Source organism: Agromyces bracchium, from assembly GCF_009709675.1.
Lineage (GTDB): Bacteria > Actinomycetota > Actinomycetes > Actinomycetales > Microbacteriaceae > Agromyces > Agromyces bracchium.
The window spans coordinates 39,985-63,793 of record NZ_WMLB01000047.1; the positions used below are offsets into that span (position 1 = coordinate 39,985).

Annotated in this window: 21 protein-coding genes; 13 read left to right on the forward strand and 8 right to left on the reverse strand. The window is 72.7% G+C overall.

Annotated features, from left to right (window positions below; genetic code table 11):
* Window positions 1–4 precede the first annotated feature (4 nt).
* Window positions 5–1,297 (forward strand): serine/threonine-protein kinase, encoded by a 1,293-nt coding sequence (locus GJ743_RS18985; protein ID WP_155053467.1) that lies wholly within the window; start codon window positions 5–7, stop codon window positions 1,295–1,297.
* Complete coding sequence (locus tag GJ743_RS18990; RefSeq protein ID WP_155053468.1) at window positions 1,294–1,746, forward strand: hypothetical protein; 453 nt, start codon at window positions 1,294–1,296, stop codon at window positions 1,744–1,746. The genes GJ743_RS18985 and GJ743_RS18990 overlap by 4 nt, the downstream gene beginning before the upstream one ends.
* Window positions 1,747–1,753: 7 nt before the next feature.
* On the opposite strand, the gene GJ743_RS18995 is transcribed toward GJ743_RS18990, so the two are convergent.
* Window positions 1,754–2,590 carry an SDR family NAD(P)-dependent oxidoreductase gene (locus GJ743_RS18995; RefSeq protein ID WP_155053469.1) on the reverse strand — a complete coding sequence of 279 codons (837 nt, stop codon included), beginning with the start codon at window positions 2,588–2,590 and terminating at the stop codon, window positions 1,754–1,756.
* A 70-nt stretch (window positions 2,591–2,660) separates the two neighbouring features.
* Here GJ743_RS18995 and GJ743_RS19000 point away from each other — a divergent pair, with 70 nt between their 5' ends.
* The 4 genes from GJ743_RS19000 (at window position 2,661) to GJ743_RS19015 (ending at window position 6,275) form a co-directional block, all read left to right on the forward strand.
* Window positions 2,661–3,131 carry a GNAT family N-acetyltransferase gene (locus tag GJ743_RS19000; protein WP_196217068.1) on the forward strand — a complete coding sequence of 157 codons (471 nt, stop codon included), beginning with the start codon at window positions 2,661–2,663 and terminating at the stop codon, window positions 3,129–3,131.
* Window positions 3,132–3,293: 162 nt separating this feature from the next.
* A complete protein-coding gene (locus GJ743_RS19005; RefSeq protein WP_155053471.1) occupies window positions 3,294–4,172 on the forward strand; it encodes an ABC transporter ATP-binding protein in 879 nt (292 codons plus the stop codon).
* Between the two features lie 68 nt (window positions 4,173–4,240).
* Window positions 4,241–5,266: an aliphatic sulfonate ABC transporter substrate-binding protein gene (locus GJ743_RS19010; RefSeq protein WP_328289361.1), complete on the forward strand. Its 1,026-nt coding sequence runs from the start codon at window positions 4,241–4,243 to the stop codon at window positions 5,264–5,266.
* A gap of 25 nt (window positions 5,267–5,291) precedes the next feature.
* Window positions 5,292–6,275, forward strand: a complete 984-nt coding sequence (locus tag GJ743_RS19015) for an ABC transporter permease (protein ID WP_155053472.1) — start codon at window positions 5,292–5,294, stop codon at window positions 6,273–6,275.
* Window positions 6,276–6,328: 53 nt separating this feature from the next.
* Here the strand turns inward: GJ743_RS19015 and GJ743_RS19020 are convergent, their stop codons facing one another.
* The 4 genes from GJ743_RS19020 to GJ743_RS19035 form a co-directional block, all read right to left on the reverse strand.
* On the reverse strand, window positions 6,329–8,062 hold the full coding sequence (locus GJ743_RS19020; RefSeq protein ID WP_155053473.1) for a DUF5671 domain-containing protein: 1,734 nt from the start codon (window positions 8,060–8,062) through the stop codon (window positions 6,329–6,331).
* Window positions 8,059–8,523, reverse strand: coding sequence for a nuclear transport factor 2 family protein (locus GJ743_RS19025; RefSeq protein WP_155053474.1), 465 nt, complete (start codon window positions 8,521–8,523; stop codon window positions 8,059–8,061). Before GJ743_RS19025 ends, GJ743_RS19020 begins: the two co-directional genes overlap by 4 nt.
* A 90-nt stretch (window positions 8,524–8,613) precedes the next feature.
* The gene (locus tag GJ743_RS19030) at window positions 8,614–10,188 is read right to left on the reverse strand and encodes a polysaccharide deacetylase family protein (protein WP_155053475.1); all 1,575 of its coding nucleotides are present in this window, start codon (window positions 10,186–10,188) and stop codon (window positions 8,614–8,616) included.
* Between the two features lie 123 nt (window positions 10,189–10,311).
* The gene (locus GJ743_RS19035) at window positions 10,312–10,884 is read right to left on the reverse strand and encodes a hypothetical protein (RefSeq protein ID WP_155053476.1); all 573 of its coding nucleotides are present in this window, start codon (window positions 10,882–10,884) and stop codon (window positions 10,312–10,314) included.
* Between the two features lie 382 nt (window positions 10,885–11,266).
* Here GJ743_RS19035 and GJ743_RS19040 point away from each other — a divergent pair, with 382 nt between their 5' ends.
* Both GJ743_RS19040 and GJ743_RS19045 read left to right on the forward strand, forming a co-directional pair.
* Entirely contained in the window at window positions 11,267–12,733 is a 1,467-nt protein-coding gene (locus GJ743_RS19040; RefSeq protein WP_155053477.1) for a DUF6421 family protein, read from the forward strand.
* Between the two features lie 152 nt (window positions 12,734–12,885).
* Window positions 12,886–13,545 carry an SDR family NAD(P)-dependent oxidoreductase gene (locus GJ743_RS19045; RefSeq protein WP_328289362.1) on the forward strand — a complete coding sequence of 220 codons (660 nt, stop codon included), beginning with the start codon at window positions 12,886–12,888 and terminating at the stop codon, window positions 13,543–13,545.
* Here the strand turns inward: GJ743_RS19045 and GJ743_RS19050 are convergent.
* Window positions 13,514–14,005: a hypothetical protein gene (locus tag GJ743_RS19050; protein WP_155053478.1), complete on the reverse strand. Its 492-nt coding sequence runs from the start codon at window positions 14,003–14,005 to the stop codon at window positions 13,514–13,516. The two genes, GJ743_RS19045 and GJ743_RS19050, sit on opposite strands and share 32 nt — an antisense overlap.
* Window positions 14,006–14,217: 212 nt before the next feature.
* On the opposite strand from GJ743_RS19050, the gene GJ743_RS19055 reads away from it, so the two are divergent.
* Together GJ743_RS19055 and GJ743_RS19060 are read left to right on the forward strand one after the other, a co-directional pair.
* Window positions 14,218–15,060 (forward strand): PIG-L deacetylase family protein, encoded by an 843-nt coding sequence (locus tag GJ743_RS19055; RefSeq protein ID WP_196217069.1) that lies wholly within the window; start codon window positions 14,218–14,220, stop codon window positions 15,058–15,060.
* A 52-nt stretch (window positions 15,061–15,112) separates the two neighbouring features.
* Window positions 15,113–15,934 carry an alpha/beta fold hydrolase gene (locus tag GJ743_RS19060; protein WP_328289363.1) on the forward strand — a complete coding sequence of 274 codons (822 nt, stop codon included), beginning with the start codon at window positions 15,113–15,115 and terminating at the stop codon, window positions 15,932–15,934.
* A 17-nt stretch (window positions 15,935–15,951) separates the two neighbouring features.
* On the opposite strand, the gene GJ743_RS19065 is transcribed toward GJ743_RS19060, so the two are convergent.
* Window positions 15,952–17,409: an FAD-binding oxidoreductase gene (locus tag GJ743_RS19065; protein ID WP_155053480.1), complete on the reverse strand. Its 1,458-nt coding sequence runs from the start codon at window positions 17,407–17,409 to the stop codon at window positions 15,952–15,954.
* A gap of 34 nt (window positions 17,410–17,443) precedes the next feature.
* A complete protein-coding gene (locus GJ743_RS19070) occupies window positions 17,444–18,760 on the reverse strand; it encodes an MFS transporter (RefSeq protein WP_328289365.1) in 1,317 nt (438 codons plus the stop codon).
* A 365-nt stretch (window positions 18,761–19,125) separates the two neighbouring features.
* Between GJ743_RS19070 and GJ743_RS19075 the strand changes: the two genes are divergently transcribed.
* The 3 genes from GJ743_RS19075 to GJ743_RS19085 all read left to right on the forward strand — a co-directional run bounded on the left by GJ743_RS19075 (window position 19,126) and on the right by GJ743_RS19085 (window position 23,797).
* Entirely contained in the window at window positions 19,126–20,280 is a 1,155-nt protein-coding gene (locus GJ743_RS19075) for a sugar phosphate isomerase/epimerase family protein (protein WP_155053481.1), read from the forward strand.
* Window positions 20,281–20,411: 131 nt separating this feature from the next.
* Window positions 20,412–23,174: a PQQ-dependent sugar dehydrogenase gene (locus GJ743_RS19080; protein WP_155053482.1), complete on the forward strand. Its 2,763-nt coding sequence runs from the start codon at window positions 20,412–20,414 to the stop codon at window positions 23,172–23,174.
* 230 nt (window positions 23,175–23,404) lie between these two features.
* Complete coding sequence (locus GJ743_RS19085) at window positions 23,405–23,797, forward strand: phage holin family protein (RefSeq protein ID WP_155053483.1); 393 nt, start codon at window positions 23,405–23,407, stop codon at window positions 23,795–23,797.
* Window positions 23,798–23,809 lie beyond the last annotated feature (12 nt).

Consider the following 23,809-nt stretch of genomic DNA (forward strand, 5'->3'; position numbering starts at 1 on the left):
TCAGATGGACTCCCCCACGGAACAGGTCGCGAATCCCGCGACCGACCCGGTCCTCGGATCGATCCTGGCCGACCGGTACCGCGTCGACGGCCTCATCGGGCGCGGCGGCATGGCCGCGGTGTACCGGGCCGACGACCTTGCGCTCGGCCGCCGGGTCGCCGTCAAGGTCTTCACGGCCTCGGCCGAGGGCATCGACGACGCCGACCGGCGCCGTTCCGAGACGGCGCTCCTCGCGAGCCTCACCCACCCCGCCCTCGTCACGCTCTACGACGCGGCGAAGGACCCGGCGAGCCGGCGCGAGTTCCTCGTCATGGAACTCGTGGACGGCGAGGACCTCCGCCGGGTGCTCGACCGCGGCCCCATCCCCCTCCGCGACGCTGCGCGCGTGCTCGCCGACCTCGCCGAGGGCCTCCACGTCATCCACTCCCGCGGCATCGTGCACCGCGACGTGAAGCCCGCGAACGTGCTGCTCGCACCCGCGCACCTGCCGACGCGGCGGTGGAACGCGAAGCTCGCCGACTTCGGCATCGCGCGGCTGCTCGACGAGTCGCGGCTGACCGCGACCGGTCGGATCATCGGCACGCCCGGCTACCTCAGCCCCGAGCAGGTGCGCGGCGAGGCGGTGGGCAGCAGCGCCGACGTGTACTCGCTCGGCCTGCTCCTGCTCGAGGCCGTCACCGGCGCTCAGCCCTACCCGGGGCCGGCGCTGGAGTCGGCGAGCGCACGCCTCGTGCGCGACCCGCACATCCCGACCGAGCTTCCGGCCGGATGGCGCGACCTCCTGGCCGCGATGACCGCACGCGATCCCGCGGACCGTCCGACCGCGCTCGACGTGGCGCTCGCGACCGAGTCCCTCGTGACCGACGGCGCCGACCCGGGCGAGACCGGTGCGGCGACCGCGATCTTCACGCCCGCCGTTGCGGACGACGGTGACACGCGGGTCCTCCCCGCCACACGGGTGGACGGGTCCGCGACCCCGTCCGCCGCGGCGTCCGACGACGACGCGACGGCGGACACCCGCGTGCTGACCGGCTTCGCCGCCGCGCCCGCGGTACCGGGACCGGCGAGGGCCGCAGACGGCGTATCGGCACCGAGACGACTGCCGCGACGGCTCGTCATCGCGATCGCCGCCGCCCTCGTCGTCATCGGCGCGGCCGTGATCGTGCCCGTCGCGGTCGGCGCCCTCGCGGGCGGCGGTGCCGCGACCGAGCCGACGCCGTCGGAGGCGCCGATGCCGAGCGTGGAGGGCGACCTCGGAACGCACCTCGACCAGCTGGAGGAGGCGGTCTCGCCATGACCTCGCGACTGCGCCGCGCGGTGGCCGCGGCATCCGTCACCATCGCCCTCGCTGCGGGCCTCGCCGGCTGCGCCACCGCGCAGGACGACGCCGGCCAGGCGACCGGCTTCCGGACGCAGGTGGTCTCGATCGCCGAGTCCTCGGCGGCCGGCGACTTCGCCGACGCGCTCGCGCGCCTGGACGCCCTGCAGGCGGAGGTCGATGCGGCGCTCGCCGACGGCACCCTCGACGCCGACCGCGCGGCGAGCATCACCGAGGCGATCGCGCTCGTCCGCGCCGACCTCGACGCGGCGATCGCCGCGGCGACGCCGACCCCGTCGCCGACGCCCACCGACGCGTCGGACGACGACGGGGACGAGACCGAGGACGAGGCCGACGACAGCGGTCCGGGCAACGCCGACGACAAGCCCGGCAAGGGCAAGGGCCGCGACAAGGGCGGCGACGACTGACCCGGGATCAGCCCCGGCCGGTGAACCGCTCCATCGAGCGGTAGACGCCGAACCCGTCGCCCACGACCCGGTCGAACACGCGCGTCGGCAGCAGGCCGCGCAACGCGCGCGAGAGCCGGACGCTGGCGGGCAGTTCGACGAGGGGCCGTCCGGCGAGCATCGCGCGCCAGACGCGGTCGACGACGAACTCGGGCTCGAGGACCGGCGCGAGGATCGGGCCGCGCGCGCCGTGGAACATGCCCGTCGAGATGTACGAGGGGGTCACGGTCGTGACCGTCACGTGCCGGTGGCCGGCCTGCTCGAGCTCGAGGCGGAGCGAGTCGCTCCAGCCGTTCAGCGCCGCCTTGGAGGCGGCGTAGGCGGCCATGCGCGGGTTCGCGAGCGTGCCCGCCGCGCTGCCGACGTTGACGATCCGGGCGGGTCGGCCGCGCGCGATCATCGCGGGCAGGAACTCGCGCGTGACGTACATCGGCGCGAGGGCGTTGACGAGCATCGTCGGCCGCATGTCGTCGCCGCTGTCGGTCTCCCAGAAGTAGGCGTTGCCCCGCACGATGCCGGCGTTGTTGACGAGGATGTCGGGTGTGCCGAGGTCCCGACGGACCTTGTGCGCCGCCTTCGCGATCGCCCCCGACTCGGCCACGTCGACCACGTACGAGCGGACGCGCGTGCGCCCCTGCGCCTGCCGCCCGAGTTCGTCGGCGGTGCGCGCGAGTGCCGACGCGGCGCGGTCCCAGAGCACGACGGATGCCGCTCCCTCCGAGACGGCCCGCTCGGCGTACATGCGGCCCATGCCGCCCGCCGCGCCGGTGATCAGGAGGTTCGCTCCACGAACGGTTCTCGCCATGGGGATCATTCTCGCAACCCGGCGCGGCGCCGCGCGCCGCGCCGGCGTCGTGGGCGGCAGAATCACCCCCATGACCGACTCCGAGGTGCGACTCGTGCTGATGTCCGACGCCGAGGTCGCCGCGTGGCTGCCCACCGCGATGGCGCTCTACGAGCAGGCACGACTCGACGCCGGCGACACCCCCGAGCAGGCGGCGGCAGGCCGACGCGCCTCGGAGGAGCGCTTCTTCCCCGACGGCCGCCTCGTCGACGGCCAGCTGCTGCACGCGATCCGCGTCGACGGCGAGGACGCCGGGTGGCTGTGGCTCGGGCCGTGGGACGAGCAGGGCGACCTCTGGTGGATCTGGGACGTCGAGGTGCACCCCGACTTCCGGCGGCGGGGCATCGCCCGTGCGGCCATGCTCGCGGGCGAGGGGATCGCGCGCGAGCACGGGGCGGCGCGGCTCATGCTCAACGTCTTCGGCGGTAACGACGGCGCGATCGCGCTCTACCGCGGCCTCGGCTACGAGGTCGCGTCGCTGCACCTGGCGAAGCCGCTCTGACCCGCGGCCGCAGCTCCGGCGGCGCGACCCGGACGCCGTGACCCATCACCGCGTGTGACGCCGCGTGTCGCGCGGGTGTTACGCCGTGCTTCGCCGGCACGGCGGCGGAGAGCACAATCCGGTTAGCGTCGAGCGACCACCCACACCGACCCGGAGCACGCCATGGCCACCGCACGAACCGCACCCGCCGGACCCGCGTCCGCCGGCGCCGCGACCGCCGCACCCGCGGCGCCCGTCGCGCTGCGCGGGGTCGGCCGCGCGTTCACGGCGCCCGACGGCGGCACGCGCGACGTGCTGCGCGGCGTCGACCTCGACGTCGCCGCGGGCGAGATCGTCGCGATCCTCGGTCCGAGCGGATGCGGCAAGTCGACGCTGCTGCGGATCGTCGCGGGCCTCGACCATCCCACCTCCGGCGAGGTCGCGATCGACGAGGCTCCGGTCCGCCCGTACGACGTGCGCTGCGCGGTGGGCTTCCAGGAGCCGCGGCTGCTGCCCTGGCGGAGCATCGAGAAGAACGTCGCGCTCGGCCTGCCTCGCGGCACCGCACGTCGCGACGGCCGCGCGCAGGTCGCACGCCTGCTCGAACTCGTCGGCCTCGCCGAGTTCGCCGGGCACCGCCCGCACGAGGTCTCCGGCGGCATGGCGCAACGCGCGTCGCTCGCCCGCGCGCTCGCGCGCAACCCCGAGGTGCTCCTGCTCGACGAGCCGTTCGGCGCGCTCGACGCGCTCACGCGCCTGAAGATGCAGGACCTCCTGCTCGACGTCCACGCGGCCGAGCCGACGACCGTGCTGCTCGTCACGCACGACGTCGACGAGGCGCTGCAGCTGGCCGACCGGATCGTGCTGCTCGGCACCGACGGCGACGAGCCCGGAGCCGGCATCCGCCAGACCGTCGTCGTGCCGGGCCACCGCCCGCGCGACCGCGGCTCGGCCGAACTCGCCGAGCTCCGCGGCCGCCTGCTCGACGGCCTCGGCATCGACCGGCACGGCGCCGCACGCGGCATCCAGGCCACCACGACCATCCCGCACTACCCGTACTGACCGGCGACGACGGCCAGACCACAGCACCGCCGTCGACGCCCGACCCACCCCACCGAGAAGGAGCACCCGTGTCCCGCACCACCGTCTTCCGCACCGCGCTCGTCGCGGGCGCCGCCGCGACCGCCCTGCTGCTGTCGGGCTGCGTCGCCGGCGAGAACCAGCCAGCCGAGGCCGTCGCCGAGGGCGACTCGCTCGAGGGCCAGGCCCTGAACATCGACTTCGCGACCTACAACCCGCTGAGCCTCATCATCAAGGACCAGGGCTGGCTCGAGGACGAGGGCCTCGAGGTCACCTGGGTCCAGTCGGCCGGCTCGAACAAGGCCAACGAGGCGCTGCGTGCCGGCGCGATCGACGTCGGCTCGACCGCGGGTTCTGCCGCGCTCCTCGCCCGCGCCAACGGCTCGCCCATCAAGACGATCGACATCTACTCGCAGCCCGAGTGGTCGGCGATCGTCGCGGGCCAGGGCAGCGAGATCGACGAGGTCGCCGATCTCGAGGGCAAGACGGTCGCCGCGACCAAGGGCACCGACCCGTACTTCTTCCTCCTGCAGACGCTCGAGGCCGAGGGCCTCTCGCCCGACGACATCACGGTCGAGAACCTCCAGCACGCCGACGGCTGGGCCGCACTGCAGAACGGCGCCGTCGACGCGTGGGCGGGCCTCGACCCGATCATGGCCGGTGCCGAGGAGGCGGGCGCGACGCTCATCTACCGCAACGTCGACTTCAACAGCTACGGCTTCCTGAACGCGACCGAGTCGTTCCTCGAGGAGAAGCCCGCGCTCGCGCAGGCCGTCGTCGACGCGTACGAGCGGGCGCGCGCCTGGGCGGCCGAGAACCCCGAGGAGACCGCCGCGATCCTCGCCGAGGTCGCCGGCCTCGACGAGTCCATCGCCTCGAAGGTCATCCTCGAGCGCTCCAACCTCGACGTCGACCCGGTCCCCGGCGACGCGCAGGTGGCGCTCCTCGAGAAGATCGGGCCGGTGTTCGTCGAGCTCGGCGACGTGGCCTCGCAGGACCAGGTCGACGAGGCGCTCGCGACCCTCATCGACGACTCGTACGTCACGCAGGCGGACCCCGAGCGGTTCGCGAAGTAGCCGGAACCCATCCAGGGAGCAGACCATGACGACGGATGCCGCGAAGACGACGGACACGGAGCGCTCGGGCCTGCCCGACGGCTCGGTCGGGTCGGCCTTCGCGGCACCCGTCGCGGTCGGCGGGCGGCCAGTGGCCGCGGCGGATGCGACGGGGCCGGTCGGCGTCGACGCACGGCCATCCGGGGACGAGGAGCGGCCCGCGGCAGCATCCGTCATCCGTCGCGGCGGACCGGGTCGCGACCGCCGCGCGCTCACCTCGCGCCGGTGGTTCCGCATCGTCGGCGGCGCGCTGATCCCGCTCGCGCTGCTCGCCGCCTGGCAGGTCGTGTCGACGTCGGGCGCGGTGCCCGTCTCGCAGCTGCCGAGCCCCGAGATGGTGTGGCTCGCGGCGGTCGACCTCGCCGAGCGGGGCCTGCTCGGCCTCTACGTGGCGATCTCGACGCAGCGCGTGTTCATCGGGTTCGCGTTCGGCGCGCTGTTCGGCCTGCTCGCGGGCGCGGTCGTCGGCCTCTCGCGGCTCGGCGACGTGCTGTTCTCGCCGACGCTCGGCGCGGTGCGCGCGGTGCCGTCGCTCGCGTGGGTGCCGCTGCTCATCCTGTGGTTCGGCATCGGCGAGGACTCGAAGGTCATCCTCATCTCGATCGGGGCGTTCTTCCCCGTCTACACGATCGTCGCCGCGTCCCTGCGCCACGTCGACCGGCGCCTGCTCGAGGCCGGCCGCGCGTTCGGCCTGCGGGGCGCGACCCTCTTCGCGACGGTGCAGCTTCCGGCCGTGGTGCCCTCGGTGATCGCGGCGCTCCGCCTCGCGCTCGCGCAGGCCTGGCTCTTCCTCGTCGCGGCCGAGCTCATCGCCTCGTCGATGGGCCTCGGGTTCCTCCTCAGCGACTCGGGCAACACGGGCCGCATCGACCGCATCTTCCTCGCGATCATCCTGCTCGCGGTGCTCGGCAAGCTGAGCGACGCGCTCGTCGGGCTGCTCGAGCGGTGGGCGGTGCGCCGCTGGGCGTGAGCCCGGCGGGCCCGTGCGGCATGAGGCGGGCGGCGTAAGGCCTGCGCTCGGGCTCACTCGACGAGCGGCACCGCCTCGACCCGGTCGCCCGGTCCGACGAGCACGAGCACCCGCCGAGCGGTCAGGCCCTCGAGCGCGGCGACGACCCTGGCGGCATCCGGACCGGCCCCGGGCGCCGACGGCTCGACGACCGCAGCGGGTTCGACGCCGGGTTCGACGGCGGCCCGGAGGCTGGGCTCCGCACCCGCCTCGACAGCGACCGGCTCGCCCGCGCCGACATGCGCCTCCGCCCTGCGCCACACGACCACGCTCGCCCCGGTCGCGTCGGCGATCGCGCGTTCGGCCGCGTCGGTGTCACCGGCCGCGACGAGCACCACTCGTGCGATGCGCCGGCCGGGCGCGACGCCCGCCTCCGCGATCAGCGCCCGATCGCGTCGCCAGACCGCGAAGTGGTAGGCGAACACGAGCGCGGTCGCGACGAGCAGTCCGAGCGGCGCACGGATCCGGTCGACGAGCGACGCGCCCGTCACGGGGTCGAGCACGAACTCGAAGACGCGATACGCCACGACGAGGAGCGTGATGAGTGCGACCACCGCGCTCGCGCCGAACACCGCGATGAGGTAGATCCGTCGCCCCACGTCGACGGCGTCGGCGGGCTCGGGTCGATGCGTCGGCCGCCAGTTCAGCCACCAGACCGGCCCGCCGACCACGATCGCGCTGATCCCGCCGAGCAGCAGCGCCCGGTTCCCGGAGGACGCGAGCGGCGACGACAGCTCGGCCAGCAGCGCGTTCACGACGACCCCGATGCCGGATGCCGCGGCGACGAGCCCCAGGCCCGACATCACGAGCACGGCCGCGCGTCGCGTGGCGTCGGAGTGCGCTCGGGCGATGCGCGAGTGCACGATCCAGACGATCGCGCCCACCGCCGCGGCGGCGATCGCCGTGCCGAGCGGGACGAGGACGGCGCCGGCCGGCTCGCTCGGGTCGAAGGCGAGCCGGAGCCCGACGAAGAGCGCGGTGCCGATGCCGCCCAGCATCGCCGCGGCGCCGCCGAGCACGCCGACGACGACGAGCGCGACCGCGGCGAACCCGGTCGGGATGCGCCTGACGTCGTCGCGCACCCAGTGCCACCACCAGACCAGCGCGCCGATCACGGTCCAGACGAGGGCGTCGAGCGCCGCCTGGCCCCAGGAGTCGCGGCCGACGAGCACCGTCTCGGAGGCCCCGCGGATCGCGGCGTCGAACACCGCCGCCAGGGCGGCGATCGCCCCGCGCGCGCCGACGATCAGCCCGTAGGCCGCTCCGATCACGAGCGGCACCGTCGCGAGGCGCGTCGGGCCCTTGACGGGATGCCGGAGCATCCACCGGTGCCACAGCCAGACCAGTGCCCAGACGAGCCCGATCGCGAGGCCGCCGGGATTCCAGCGGCCGCCGACGAGGTCCGCGAGGCCGCCGGCGATCGACATCGTGGCGACGACCAACGAGACGGTGCCCATCGCGGTGAGGTAGAGCGCCCACGCGATCGAGCCGCGTTCGGCGGGCTCCGCCATCCGTCGCCACGACGCCCACCAGAGCAGGGCGGCGAGCGGGCCGCCGATCAGGGTGAAGGCCAGTTGGAGCGCGAGGTCGTCCGCGCCGCCCGCCGCGAGCGTGCGATCGACGTCGAGCGCACGCTCGAGGAGACCGCCGAGGCCGATCGCGGTGATCGCGACGAGCACGAACAGCAGGACGAAGACGATCAGGCGGCGCACCGTGCCCTGGGCCGACCCCGCGGTCGGGGCGCTCATCCCGGTACCACCGTCGGGTCGCAGATCGCGAGCGGCCACGGGGCGACCTCGATGCGCCACTCGCCGCCGACGCGCACGAGGTCGAACACGCCGGGCTCCTCGTACTCGGAGGATCCGAAGGGTCCGCTGTCGAAGGTCGTGACGATGAGCACGTCGACGTCGGCGGTGTCGTCGCGCTCGGTGGTGTCGACGAGCGTCACGCGCATGCCGGCGCGGTCTCCGAACGGCATGCGCACGCAGTCCTCGGCGACGGCGGGGTCGAGGTACTCCATCGCGGCCGCCTCGTCGCCGTCGATGACGGCGGCGGAGTACCGCTGGACGACGCCTTCCGGGGTGCTCTCGTCGAGTTGCGCCGGCTCGCCCCGCGTGAAGACGGCGATGAGCGCGACGACGACGAGCACCCCCAGTACGGCGAGGATGACGACGAGCGTGCGATCGGGTTTCGGGCGCTGGCCTTCCATGCTCGTATCTTGGCCCGCGCAGGACCCGCCGCGACGGACCGAAGGTCACGCGATGCGGCCGTGTCGGGCCGGCGCGCGGGACGCGGCCGCTCAGCGTGGGCCGTGGCTGACGAGTGCACCGGCTCCGGGCAGCGAACCGGCGAACTGGTCGTCGACGCTCACGACCGCGGCGCCCCTCGCCCGCAGCCCGTCGATGATCGCCGGGACCGCCTCGATCGTGTCCTCGTGCGTGTCGTGCATGAGCACGATGCTTCCGGGCACGGCACCGCCGACGGCCCGTTCGACCACCACGTCGACGCCCGGGTCCTGCCAGTCGCGGGTGTCGACGTCCCAGACCACGAACGGCATCGGGACGAGTTCGCGCACGTGCGGGTTCGAGGCGCCGTACGGCGGTCGCAGGCTCGTCGCGCGTACTCCGGTCGCGTTCGAGATCGCCTCCTGCGCCCGCCGCACCTCGTCGCGCACCTGCTGGTCGGTGAGCTTGGTCAGGTTCGGGTGCGCCCACGTGTGGTTCGCGATCTCGTGCCCGGCGGCGACGATGCGCGCCGCCGTACCGGGATTGCGCGCCACGGCCGACCCCTGGACGTAGAACGTCGCCGCTGCGCGTTCGCGGTCCAGGACGTCGAGCAGTGCCGGGGTCAGGGAGCTCGGGCCGTCGTCGAAGGTGAGCGAGACGCACGCCAGGAGCGTGCAGTCGACCGGGTCGCCGCCGGCCGGCGCCGACGCCGGCTCGTACGGCTCGCCGGAGACCGCGGCCGCCCGGACCAGCGATCCGGCTTCGGAGAGGAACGGGTCGAGCAGGCGCCACGGCACGAGCACGGATCGCGGGCGGGATCGTTCGGCGCCCGGCACGGACAGGGTGACGACGACCCCGACCTCGGCGGCGGACGAGTCGACGAGCAGCGCGCGGGCCGCCTCGGGCGCCAGCCGTGCGAACGGGTCCTCGCCGGGGGCGATGCGACCCGCGGCGCGGAGCGCCTCGGCGACGAGGGCGAGCACCCGCGCCTCGGAACCCTCCGCGTAGAGGGCGGCGCCGTCGTGCGGCGCACCTCCCGCGCCATCCGCGTACCAGACCTCTCGGGCGACCTCGGTCGGTGCGCCGTCGGCCGTGCGGGCCGTGACGAGTCGCTCGCCGATGACGCCGCCGGAGGCCACGACGATCGAGCAGTCGACGGTCAGCCTCGTCGGGTTCGCCGCGAAGGCGCTTCCACCGGCGCAGGGCGCGCTCGCGCCGCCCGCCACGAGGTCGAGGCCCGGCGTCCATGCGGCACCGTTCGCCTCGGCGAACCCGCGGACCGCGGCCGCGACACGGGCGGTGAGCGCCTCGCCGAACGCGGTCGCGCCGGGAGGGACCGCCCATCGAGCGGCGGCGACGAAGCCCTCGGTACGCATCGCGGCCAGGCGCGGCACGAGCGCGGTGACGCGATCGCCGCCCAGCACGACGGGCCCCGGCACGACGCGCGGGCCGGCCTCTGCGGTCGGCTGCGGCGACGCGGTGGCAGCGGATGGCGCGGACCCGCTCGGCGTCGCCGACGGCAGCGGCGCGTCGGTGCCAGGAGCCGTGAGGACGGCGTCGCAGGCGGTGAGCCCCAGGGCGATCGTGGTCGCGACGAGGATCGCGGACGCGGTCCGCGTCCGTCGGCGTCGCCCCGTCGCCGCCTGCATGCATTCAGGCTACGCGTGCGTTCCGACGCCGTCCGGGTGCACGGCCGCATGCCGCCGACGAGGACGGGCGCGGCGGTCGATCCGACCTGCCGCGCCCGTCTGCGGTGCGCCCCCGAACCGGCCTCATCGGCCGCTCCCGAGCGGGGAGACATCGGCCTCGGGCGACTCCGTCGCCGGAGCTTCCCGCATGGCGTCGGCGTACTCCGACAGCCGCTGGCCCTGCATGTCCGCGCTCGTCGTCGACGACGACTGCATCGCCTCGGCGTACTCGGAGAGCCGGGTGCCCTGCATCTCGGCGCTGCCGCTCGCGGCCGCCCTCGAGTGCAGCTCGCGACGCGCGTCGGCGCTGATCGCGCCCTGCTCCGTCGGCACGACGACCGAGTGCAGCTCACGGCGCACGTCGGCGCTGAACGGGGTGACCGAGCTCGGCTGCGTCACCGCGTGGAGTTCGCGGCGTGCCTCGGCGCTGAACCCCTGCACCTGGCCGAGACCCTCGAAGATCGAGGAGACCGATTCGCCCGTCGCTGCCGGGGAGAGGTCGTCGCGCACGATCACCTGTCCCCGAGCGAGGCCCACGGCCGACGGGACGCGGTCCTCCCGGACCGGGCCGCCCCATGCGGCGGACGCGGTCCCGCCGCCGATGAGCATCACGAGCGACCCGGTGAGGATCACCGTCGTCGCCGTCCTTGTGTTCATGGCTCCATTCCTTCCATCGATCGAGCCTGCTGTCGGGATACGGCCAAGCTACGAACGGCTCGGGACTGCCGGATCCGTGCGCGCCCGCGAAGGTGAACCCGGTTTTCCCGAGCTTCCCTCAGTACTGCCGTGCCGTCGCCTCAGTACTGCTGCGCGATCCCCCTCAGTGCTGCGCGCGGCGTACGTGCTCCGAACGGCGCACCGCACGATCGTCGCCGTCCGCAGGAACCGCGCGCGATTTCGCGCCGGGACGCAACATTCCCGCGCCGAACCGCAATCAATCGCGGAGGCGGCGCACGTAGCCTTGGAATGCGCGCGGATTCGCCGCGCCCACCCGATGCCGCCTCCGAGCGGCCCGACCCATGAGGAACGGAGGTTTCCGATGTCACAGAGCACCATTGAGACGATCGTTGGCGAACCCGAGGTCCTCGAGGACGAGGCTGCCCGCATCGAGATGACCCCCGAGCGCATCACGCTCGCCGACGGGGTCGAGTCAGACCCCGCCTGGGTCCGCCTGAAGGAGTCGGCCACTGCGCTGCAGGGCCTGCAGGTGAAGGACGGCTCGGTCCCCGAGGAGTCCGACAAGCCCGAGGCATCCGCCCTCGTCGACGTCATCGTCGAGTCGGTCGCCGCACTCGCGCCCCGCTTCCCGCACGAGGCCGCGTACCTCGAGGCGCTGCAGGCCGACTTCCGGAAGTGGCAGGCCGACGGCCTCGGCGTGCCCGACTTCCTCGACTCGCTCGTCGAGTTCCAGCCGCAGCTGCACCGCGTCGACGGCATCCGCCACCTCGTCGTGTTCCCGATGTACACCCAGAACGGTTCGCTCGACCGGCACGTCGAGGCGCTCGTCGTCGAGACGATCTGGCCCGAGTTCATCGCGCACCTCGAGGCCGGCGACTACGGCAACAAGCTCTTCGTGAGCCTGCGCCTCGTCGACTTCACGCCCGGCTACGACACGAACTCGGCCGTGCTGTTCCCCGAGACGGTCGCGATGCGCGAGATCCCGCCGTTCACGTGGGGCGCGATCTTCCAGGACCGCGAGGCGGCCCGGTACCGCCGGGTCGTGCGCGCGGCATCCGAGATCACCAAGCTCGAACTGCCCGATGACGCGGCGAGCCTCCTCGAGGACCAGGACCTCGCCGAGCGCACGTTCGTGATGTGGGACATCATCCACGACCGCACGCACATGCGCGGCGACCTGCCGTTCGATCCGTTCATGATCAAGCAGCGGATGCCGTTCTTCCTCTACTCGCTGGAAGAGCTGCGCTGCGACCTCACCGCGTTCCGCGAGTCGGTGAAGATCCAGCGCGGGCTCGACGCCCGTCTCGCGGCCGGCGAGCAGCTCAGCGACGTCGAGGAGCAGATGCGCTCGACGGGCAAGCTCGTGCAGTACGCCGTGATCTTCGACCGGATCTTCCGGTTCGCGATCACGGGTTCGCGCGTGCGCAACTACGACGGGCTCGGCGGCCAGCTGCTCTTCGCGTGGCTGCACCAGAAGCACGTGCTCGACTGGACCGACGTGAAGCTCACGTTCGACTGGGAGGCCGTGCCCGACGCGGTCGTCGAGCTCGGTGACGCGATCGACGAGCTCTACTGGAAGTCGATCGACCGGCCGAAGACCGCGCACTGGCTCGCCGCGTACGAGCTGGTCCGCGGGGTGCTGACGCCCAACCCGGCATCGGTGTGGGCCGAGGGGCTGCCGCGCGAGGTGCTCGCCGGCCCGCCCAAGGGTTACACCGACCTCGTGATGGACGACGAGTTCCCCCTCTCGATGTTCTTCGAGGCGCTCGACAAGAAGATGAAGCCCGTCATCGAGTCGACCGTGGGCATCACCGCCGCCGACGCCTGACGGCCTCGAGATCGCTGCGATGCCGGTGGCCGAGTAGCACGCGAAGCGCGCGTATCCAGACCCCTCACGGGTCTCGATGCGGCCGCGAGCGGCCTGCTCGACCACCGGCGCGTGGAGCGCGCACCCCGAGACCCGTGAGAGGATCCCCTACCGTGAACACCCTCCAGGACAAGGTCGTCGTCATCGCCGGCGCCACGAGCGCCTCCGGTCGCGCGGTCGCGCGCGCCCTCGTCGAGCACGGCGCGAAGGTCGTCGTCGTCGGCACGCACCAGGGCCGCCTCGACGAACTCGAGGTCGAGCTCCCCGGCGTCGTCGGCGAGCGCGCCGACCTCACCGACGGCGACGACGTGCTCGAGCTCGCGATGCGCGTGCACGCGAAGCTCGGCGACGTCGACGGCGTGGTGCACCTCGTCGGCGGATGGCGCGGCGGCGGCGGAATCCCCGGCCAGACCGAGGAGGACTACCGCCTCCTCGAGCGCTCGCTCACGGCGCTGCGGTACGCCAGTCGCGTGTTCTGGGAGGACCTCGTCGCCTCACCGGCCGGCCGGGTCGCGATCGTGTCGTCGACGACCGTCGAGAAGCCGACCGCGGGCGGCGCGAACTACACCGCGATCAAGGCCGCGAGCGAGTCGTGGATGCGTTCGCTCGCCGACGGCTTCGCGAAGGCCGACTCGCCGGGCGCGGCCGTGACCTTCCGCGTGAAGGCGCTCGCCGGGCTCGAGCAGCGGCTCGCCGACGAGGTGGTCGCGCTCTGGTCGACGGATGCCGCGGCCTCCGACCTCAACGGGCGGGTGACGACGCTCCAGGCGTGACGTCCCGGTCGTCGGTCGCGGGCTCGGTCGTGGTCTCGGCGGGAGTCGGCTCGCCGTCCTCGCCGACGGGCTCGACGGCGTCGTCGTCATCAGCGAAGACGGCCACCCCGTCATCGCCGTCCGCGTCGGCATCCGCATCGGCATGGGCATCGGCGAGCGCCGCCGCCGCCTCGGGACGCGGGGCGAACGCGCGGATGCTTCCCGCGATCGCGATCGTCGCGAGCGACACGACCACGGCGAGGATGCCAGCGGTCAGGATCGCAGCGGCGACCGTGACGCGGGACTGGCCGCCGTACACGTCCGCGGCCGTGGCATCCGGGCTGTTCAGGGCCGCGACGAGCGCGTCGTTCTCGGCGATCGTCATCACGATGCCGATCACCAGGACGGCGATCGACGCGATGAGCTCGAACGGCGGGATGACGAGCGCGGCGAGGGAGATGGAACGGCGGGACGCGGGCATGGAGACCTCGGTTTCATTCGGCGACGCGGTCGGCGTCGGTTCGGACCCGACCGACCCTAGGGACGGCGCTTATGCGTGGGCTGTGGATCGCCGGTGCGCCCACGAGCCCGTCGGCCGAGCGCGATTCGGGATTCGCGCGCACGCGGAGTAGCATTCCCGCGCCCCCTGACGTGCCGTCACCCGCGGCCACCCCGAACGAGAGCATCACCCCCATGCGCAAGCGCACCGTCGCGCTCATCACCGTGTCCGCCGTCGTCCTCGCCGCGGTCGGCGCGGCCTACTGGGCGGGCCGCGACCTGTTCCACGAACCGAGCGCGCGAGGCGTCGACTCGGTGGTGGCCGAACTCGACGGCGAGCGCGTGCTCGGCGTCTTCGCCCACCCCGACGACGAGCAGACCGTCAACGGCCTGTTCTGGCGCGCGTCGCAGGACGGCGCCGAGACGGCGATGATCACGGCGACGCGCGGCGAGGCCGGGCACCAGGTGCCCGTCGTCGCGCGCCAGGAGGACCTCGGCACGGTCCGCGCCGCAGAGGCGCTGAAGAACAGCTTCAACCTGGGCGTCGACGAGCACGAGGTCTGGGAGTATCCCGACGGCGGCCTGCCCGACATCGACGAGGACGAGCTCGTCGAACGCGTCGCCGACGCGATGCGCGACTTCCGCCCCGACGTCGTCGTCGCGTTCTGGCCCGAGAGCGGCGCCACCGGCCACGCCGACCACATGGAGATGGGCCGCGTGACCGAACTCGCGATCGCCGAGCTCGAGGAGTCCGGCGGCTCCTACACCGGACCCGACCACCTCGTGTACACGATCAGCCCGACGAAGGCGCTCACGACCTTCGGCGGCGAGACCGGCGCGTTCGTCGTCGCGAACCAGCCGGAGCCCGACTACGCGATGCCGGCCGAGGTCGGCAAGAAGTTCGAGGGCTGGCAGATCCACGCGTCGCAGCGCGACTTCATGCCCGCGTCGTACATCCTGCCGACGTGGGTCGTCTACGCGCTCTGGGACCACGAGTTCTACACCGTGCGCGACCTCGGGACCGACCCGCTCGCCTGAGCGCGGGCGCCCGGATAGGGTGCATCCACACGACCCGGAAGGGGGGCGGACCGTGGTCGACCTCATCGCATCCGACGGCACGCGGCTGAACTACCTCGAGTACGGCGACCCTGCCGGGCGCCCGGTCGTGCTGGTCGCGGGCTTCAAGGCCCCCGCGACGAGCTGGCGGTACCAGGTGAAGCCGCTCGCCCGCGCCGGGTACCGCGTCATCGCGCTCGACCGGCGGGGGCACGGGAAGTCCGAGGCGGGCGAGGGCGAGCCGACGATGGAGCGGCACGGCCGCGACATCCTCGACCTGCTCGACGGTCTGGACCTCACGGACGCGACGCTCGTCGGCCAGTCGATGGGCGGCGACGCGCTGTGGGCGCTCGTCGCCGAGCACGGCACCGAACGGATCCGCGACCTCGTGATCGTCGACCAGACGCCGTGCATGCTGAACTCGGCCGACTGGCCGCACGGGTTCTACGACTACGACGAGGGCAACCGCGACACGTACTTCGCGACCGGAATCCCCGATCCCGGGCGTTTCCCCGCGAAGTCGAAGGGACTCGTGCGCATCGCACGGCTGCTGACCTCGCTCGAGGTGCCGCGCGGCGGGGCGCCCGCGTTCACCGAGGCCGAGCTCGCGCTCCTGAACGACCACGCCAGACGAGACTGGCGTCCGGTCGTCGCCGCGTGCGACGTGCCGGTCCTCTTCGTCGCGGGCGCCGAGAGCGAGTTCTGGCCCGCCGAGCACGCCGCGGCCGCCGCCGCGCTCAACCCCCTCGCCGACTCGGTGGTCATCGCCCGCGACGGGCACGCGGCGAACATCGAGCAGCCGCTCATGTTCAACCGGATCCTGCTCGAACGGTTGAAGGGCACGCCCGCCGGCTGAGCGCGGCGGCCACGGACTCAGGCGGGGAACGCCTTGCCCGGGTTCAGCACGCCGTGCGGGTCGAGCGCTCGCTTGACCGCCCGGTGCAGCTCGACCACGCGCGGACTCAACTCGTGCGCCGCTCCGGGCAGCTTCAGCAGGCCGACGCCGTGCTCGCCCGTGACCGTGCCGCCGAGGGCGCGGCAGTCGTCGACGATGCGGTCGAACGCGAGCTTCGCCCGCGCCTTCGCCGCGTCGTCACCCTCCGGCGCGATGATGAGCGGGTGCAGGTTGCCGTCGCCGGCGTGGGCGATGTTCGCGATCACGACGTCGTGGTCGCGCGCGCTCGCCTCGATCCGCCGGAGCATCTCGGGCACGCGGCCACGCGGCACGCAGATGTCCTCGGTGAGCACGGGGCCGAGGCGCTCGAGCGCCGGGTAGGCGAGCCGTCGCGCGAGGAAGAGCCGGTCTGCGGCCTCCGTCGAGGCGCCGCGCTCGACCGTGAGGGCGCCGGCCTGCGACATCCGCTCGGCGACCCCGGCGGCGAGGGCCTCGCCCGCCGCGCCGACCTCGTCGACCCGAGCCAGCAGCATCGCCTCGACGCCGTGCGGCAGGCCGAGCGACTGCCAGGCGTCGACGGCCTCGATGCAGGTGCGGTCGATGAGCTCGAGGGCGGATGGCACGATGCCCGCGGCCGAGATCGCCGCGACCGCGTCGCCCGCCGCCTCGAGCGAGTCGAACGAGCCGACGATCGCGCGGTCCTCGCGCCCGCCGAGCGGGAGCAGCTTCAGCGTCAACTCGACGATGATGCCGAGCGTGCCCTCCGAGCCGACCATGAGCGCCGTGAGGTCGTAGCCCGTGACGCCCTTCGCGGTGCGGCGTCCGAGGCGCACGACCTCGCCGTCGGCGAGCACGACGGTCAGGCCGAGCACGTAGTCGCGCGTCACGCCGTACTTCACGCAGCAGATGCCTCCCGCGTTCGTGGCGGCGTTGCCGCCGATCGTCGAGATCCGGTAGCTGGCCGGGTCGGGCGGATACCAGAGCCCATGCGCCGCGACCGCCTGCCGCAGGTCGTCGTTCAGGACCCCCGCCTCGGCGACCACGAGCCGCTCGTCCGCGTCGATCTCGAGGATGCGGGTCATCCGCTCGAGCGAGACGACGATGCTGCCCGCCATCGCGTTCGCACCGCCCGAGAGCCCCGTCCCGGCGCCTCGGGGCACGACGTGCAGGCCGGATGCCGCGGCCGCGCGCACCGCGGCGGCGACGTCGTCGACGGACTCGGCGAGCACCACGGCGAGCGGTTCCGCGAAGTCGGCCCACTCCGCGTCGTCGTGCGCGTAGCGCGCGAGATCGGATGGCTCGGTGAGCAGGCGCGCCGGGTCGAGCTCGCGGCGGAGCCGCTCGAGCGCGGCGGCGGGCGGCGCAGCGCGGTCGGGTGCGGTGTGGCCGGCCACGGCGGGGCCGTGCGTGATGGGCTCGGGTGCGGCATCGGGCATGGGGCAGGGCTCCTCGTTACGGCGGCGGGCGGAGTCAGGACGTCGGAGGCGGCAGCGTGGCATCCGTCGCCGGTTCGTCACCGGAGCCGCCGTCGCCCGCGCCCTCGCCGTCACCGACCTCGTCGCCGGCGGTCACCTCGCGCGCCGTGTCGGCCGGGTCGTGCTCGGCGCGGCTGAGGAGCACGAACGGCGCGGCGAGCACCTGCACGGCGCCGCTGCAGAGCAGCGAGAAGCCGTACCCGCCGAGGTCGGCCGCACGGCCGAGCGCCGGCTGGATCACGGCCCCGCCCGCGCTGCCGAGGAGCGAGTCGAACGACAGCACCGTCGCGCGCTGCTTCGACGGGATCATGTCGTTGAGGTAGGAGCGGTGCACCGGGTCGTCGATCGAGGACGCGACGCCCCAGAGCGCGATGAGCACGACCGCGAGCCAGAAGTCCGCGACGAGCCCGAGGGCGAGGAGCACGATCGTGCTGAGCACGGTCGCGAGGAGGATCACGGACGTCCGCTTGCGGAACCGCCGACGCACGAACGGCGCGAGGAAGCCGCCGACGATGCCGGCGCCGGAGAGCAGCGCCGCGGCGAGTCCCGCGATCGAGTAGGCGCCCTCGTCGCCCCACAGGTCGAGCAGGTAGGGCTGGAGCGCGTAGAACGCGTAGAAGCCGACCCCGGTCGTGAACGGAGTGGTGAACATGAGCCAGCGCACCGGGCGGCGCCCCAGGCCGTACTTCACGGAGGCGCGGAGGACCTCGCCCGTCGCCTTCACCGGCCCGAGCCCGCGTTCCGGGGTGAATCCGAGGTCGCGCATGAGCATCGCGGCGACGCCGAACATCACGACGAGGATCCCGGCGCGGACGAGGAAGGGCACCCCGAGGTTCGTCAGCTGCGCGATCACGCCGCCGAGGACCGAGCCGCCGAGCATCGCGACGTTGCCGACGATCACCGCACGGCCGAAGACCGACTCGAGGCTGCCCCGGTATCCGGTCGCGCGGAGCGCGTCGACGAGCCACGCGTCGACCGCGCCCGAGAAGAACGTGAAACCGAGCCCGAGCAGCACCGACACGATCGCCCAGGCCCAGAAGGGCGACTGCCACACCCAGAGCATCCAGTACATCGCGGTCGTCGCCGCGAGCGTCAGGGTGCCGAGCAGGTACGAGGCCCGTCGGCCGACGGTGTCGGCGACGACGCCCGTCGGGATCTCGAAGACGAACATGCCGAGGCTGAAGAAGGCGTTCGCGGCGAACGCCTCGAGGTTGGTGAGGCCGGCGTCGAGCAGGAACAGGGTGTTGATGCCCCAGATGAACGAGGCGGCGAGCGTGTTTCCGAGCGTCAGCGTGTAGTAGGTGCCCTGCACGCGGCGGGCGGCCCGCCCTCCGTCGTCGTCCGACCCGGCGGCGGTCTCCGCCGATCGACTCGGACTCCCCACGGGGTCCATCATGCCCGCCCCCGGGGCGCGCGCGCCAGCGTCCGGGGTTCACGCGGTGGGCACCCCCCGTTCGTGGTCCTTTTGCCGCAGAACGTTAAAAGCCGCGCGTCAAGCGATTTCTTTTGCTTGACCGCGGTGAGACAAATGCCGTAGTGTCCGAAAAAGTTCGTGGCGCCAACTCACGAGCAACGGTGCGAAGAGTGGCTAGGTGACCCTTTGCGCCGGGCGCGGTCACAACCCCGCGTCGCGGGCGTTCCGCCCGACCCCACAACGGTTCAGTGCAAGGGAGCATCATGGATGAACTGACGGAACAGGCCGAGCACGACGCCCGGCTTCTCGGGACCCGACTGGGTCTCACCCGCCGGCAGCTGCTCGCGGCGACGACGGGCATGGCGGCCGCGGCAGCGGTCGGCCTCGCGGGCGGTCACACGCACGCGCACGCTGCGCCAGGCAACGGCAACGGGGTGCTCGTCCCGCCCGGCAAGCGGGGCATCATCCTCTACACGGTCCGCGACGCGGTCGGCCGCAACCCGCTGACCTCCGACCTGCCCTCAGGCTTCAAGGAGGTGCTGCAGGAACTCGCCCGCATCGGCTACAAGCAGATCGAGTTCGCCGGCTACGGGCAGAACGCCAACTCCGAAGGCGGCAACAACCTCGGCACGCCGCAGGGCGCCCAGCTCCTGCGGACGTGGCTCGACGACAACGGGCTCGAGGCCGAGGGCAACCACGGCCAGGTCCCGTCGACGATCACCGACGCGACGATCGCCCAGTTCGACGCGGCGTGCGAGGTTGCGAACATCCTCGGATTCGGCCACATCGGCACCGGCCAGGACCCGACGGGCAGCTCGTACCTCGCCGAGTGGCAGGCGGCGGCCGATCGCTGGAACTTCTTCGGCGAGCGCGCCGCGACGCACGGGCTCAAGCTCTACACGCACAACCACGATGCGGCGTACAGCTTCCTGCTCGACAGCACGCCCGACCCCGTCACCGGCCTCCCGACCCGCTCGACCGGCCTCCGCCGCCTCGAGTGGTTCCTGCAGAACACCGACCCGAACTACGTGTACCTCGAGATGGACATCTACTGGGCGCACGTGGCCAAGCACCGGTTCCAGAGCTACACGGCGCCGGACGGCTCGACCGTCTCGAACGTGTTCGACCCCGCCGGTCTCGTCGCGGCGCAGACCACGCGGTTCCCGCTCTTCCACGCGAAGGACGGCGCTCTGCGCCCCGACCTCGCAGCGGGCTACTCGATCGTGCCGTTCGGCTCGGGCGACATCGACTTCACCACGTTCTTCCAGCGGATCGGGGCGAAGGGCTACCACAACGCCATGTACGAGCAGGACAACGCGAACACGACCAACACGCTCCACCAGACCGCACCCTCGGCCTCGCTGTCGCTCGAGAACTCGGCGTACAGCTACGGCAACCTGGCCGCGCTCCGCGGCTGACGCATCACCCCGGCCGCGCTCCGCGGCCGGCGTACGACCCCGGGCCGCGCGGGTGACCCAACTCCCCGCGCGGCCCGGACACCACATGGATCCCGCCGAACCTCCTTCCATTCGTTGACTGGAGAACATCCATGCACATCGCACGTTCACGCCTTGCGGCGCTGGTGGTCGGAGCCGCGGTCGCGGCATCCGTCATCGTCGCGGGGCCCGCTGCCGCCCACGATGGCGTAGACCACGGTGACGAGGTCTCGGCCACGACCTGGGCCAACTACGAGCGCGTCAGGCTCGCCGGCACCCAGGGCGTCGGAGAGCCGATCGACCTCGCGGTCCTCCCCGACTCCCGAGTCCTGCACACGACGCGGAACGGCCAGCTCCGCCTCACCGACCCCGCACTGGGCACGACGACGACGGTCAACACCATCGACGTCTACTCGAACTCCGAGGACGGCCTGCAGACGGTGACCCTCGACCCGGACTTCGAGGAGAACGGCTGGGTCTACCTCTACTACGCCCCGCGCGAGATGGAGGCACCGTACCCGGCGACGACGCCGGTCGGATCGGCGCCGAACACGCTCCCGGCCGGGCAGGACGCCTCGTACTGGGACCAGTGGAAGGGCTACAACCAGCTCAGCCGCTTCAAGTGGGACGCCGAGGCATCCGCACTCGACCTGTCGACCAAGCAGGACATCATCAAGGTCGAGGTCCAGCGCGGGCAGTGCTGCCACGTCGGCGGTGACGTCGCCTTCGACGACGAGGGCAACCTGCTCCTCTCGACGGGTGACAACACGCCGGCCAGCACGCCGGGCGCGAGCGGCTACGCGCCGAACAACGACCGTCCCGGCTACAACCCCGGCTTCGACGCGCGACGCGGTGCGGGCAACACCAACGACCTGCGCGGCAAGATCATCCGGATCGACGTGCAGGAAGACGGCAGCTACACGATCCCCGAGGGCAACCTCTTCGCGCCGGGCACGGCCGAGACCCGCCCCGAGATCTTCGTGATGGGCGTGCGGAACCCGTTCCGCATGGACTTCAACACCGTCACCGGTGCCGTCACGTGGGGCGACTACGGCCCCGACGCGGGCACGGCGAGCGACCTGCGCGGCCCCATGGGCTACGTCGAGTGGCAGTCCACGACCACCGCGATCAACGGCGGATGGCCGTACTGCCACGGTCCGAACGCGAACTACAACGACTGGGACTTCGAGACCGCGACCCAGGGCGAGTGGTTCGACTGCGAGGGCACGCTCATCAACACGAGCGCCTACAACACCGGCCTCGACCAGCTCCCGACGGCGACCGAGCCGCAGCTCTGGTACGGCGACCGACCCGAGCACCAGCCGTGGCCCGAGTTCGGCTCGGGCGGCCAGGCCCCCATGGGCGGCCCGACCTACGTCTACGACGAGGAGAACCCCTCGGAGACGAAGTTCCCGGAGTACTGGAACCACAAGACGTTCATGGGCGAGTTCTCGCGCGACCGCGTGTTCGTCTTCTCGCAGGACGAGGGCGACGGGCCCGTCACGAAGATCGAGGACTTCCTCCCGAACGCCTCGCTGAACGCCGCGGGCATGCCGCCGTGGGACAACGTGATGGACATGGAGTTCGGCCCCGACGGTTCGCTCTACGTGCTCGACTACGGCGACGGCTTCTTCCGCCCGAACCCCGACGCAGGCCTCTACCGGGTCGACTACGTCGTGGGCACGAAGGGCCCGCGCGTCATCCTCGAGGCCTCGCCCACGTCGGGTGAGGGACCGCTCGAGGTCGACTTCGACGCCTCCGACTCGACGCACCCCGACGGGCTCGCGCTCAGCTACGCCTGGGACTTCGAGGGCACGGGCACGTTCGAGGAGGGTGACGCGACCGCGTCGCACACCTTCACCGAGGACGGCCAGTACCAGGCCCGCGTGCGGGTCACCGACGAAGGCGGACGCGTGAGCCTCGCCTCGGTCACGATCACGGTCGGCAACACCGCGCCCGTCGTCGAGATCGTCTCCCCGGCGAACGGCTCGTTCGCCGACTGGGGCGACGAGATCGAGTTCGTGGTCGAGGTGACCGACCCCGACGAGACGATCGACTGCGACCGCGTGCTGTGGAGCTACGGCCTCGGCCACGACAACACGCACACGCACCCGCTGTTCACGGGCAACGGCTGCACCGCGACGATCGAGATGGCGCTCGAGGCCGGCCACGGCGACACCGAGAACATCTACGCCCAGATCGGGGCGTCGTACACCGACGCCGGCACCGACACCGCTCCCGCACTGACGGGTGACGACGTCGCGCTGCTCAACCCGCGGGCGCTGCAGGCCGAGCACAACGACGCCCGCAGCGGCGAGGTGACGGTCGTCGACGACGAGTCGGCCGAGGGCTTCCGCCACCTGGCGGGCCTCGACGCCGGCGAGTGGATCGCCTACCAGCCGGTCGAGTTCGGCGGCATCACCGGTGCCACCGTCCGCGCCTCGGGTGAGGGCGAGGTGTCGCTGCACTGGGGTGACGCCGACGCCGACGCCTTCGCGACCTTCGCGGTCGACTCCGAGGGCTGGGCGGATGTCTCGGTGCCGCTCGTGACCGTGCCGGAGGGCACCGGTCGCGTGGTCGTGACCTCGACGGGCGGGGTCGTCCTCGACCAGTTCGTGTTCACGACGTCGGTGGACGACATCCGGGCGCTCCTCGCGGCGCTGAAGGCCGACGGCAGCATCACGCGCGGCGTCCAGGCCTCGTTCGGCGATGTCCTCGCCGAGGTCGACGCGGCACTCGACGCGGAGGACACCGCGACGGCGATCGCCCGGCTCGAGTTCATCGCAAGCCAGGTGCCGAACCGGGTCCGCACCGACGCCGACGCGGCGGCGCTCATCATCCGCGCAGTCGAGGCGGTGATCGCCGAGCTCGAGTAGCACCCCGCGGCGGCGGGGCTCGTCCCCGCCGCCGCGCACCAGACCGGTGCGGTCGGGAAACGACCTTGGCGGGATCCTCCGGCCGCACCAAGAACGGGTCGGGCCGCGTCCTCATGGGGCGCGGCCCGTTCCCATGCCCGGCGACACCCGATCCGGCACTCGGGCTCCGGGCCCGGCGGCGGGCCGTTCGGCTCTGTCCCACGGGGCTCGCACGGCGCTAGCCTTCGCTCATGATCCGCTTCCTGATCAACATCGCGATCTCGCTCATCACGGCGGCCATCGGCCTGCTGGTCACGTCCTGGATCCTCCCGGACTTCCACCTCGACGCGGCCGGCTTCATCGTGGCCGTGCTCGTCTTCACGATCGCGCAGGCGATCCTCGCGCCGTTCATCTTCAACATGGCCCGGCAGTACGCCTCGGCCATCCTCGGCGGCATCGGCCTCGTGTCGACCTTCGTCGCGCTGCTCATCGCGTCGCTGTTCCCGAACGGCATCCGCGTCGACGGCATCGTGACCTGGATCCTCGCGACGCTCATCATGTGGATCATCACGGCGCTCGGCACGTGGCTGCTCGGCCTCTGGTGGCTGAAGGGACGCGTCGAGGAGCGCCGCGCGAACTCCTGAACGTCGCGTCGC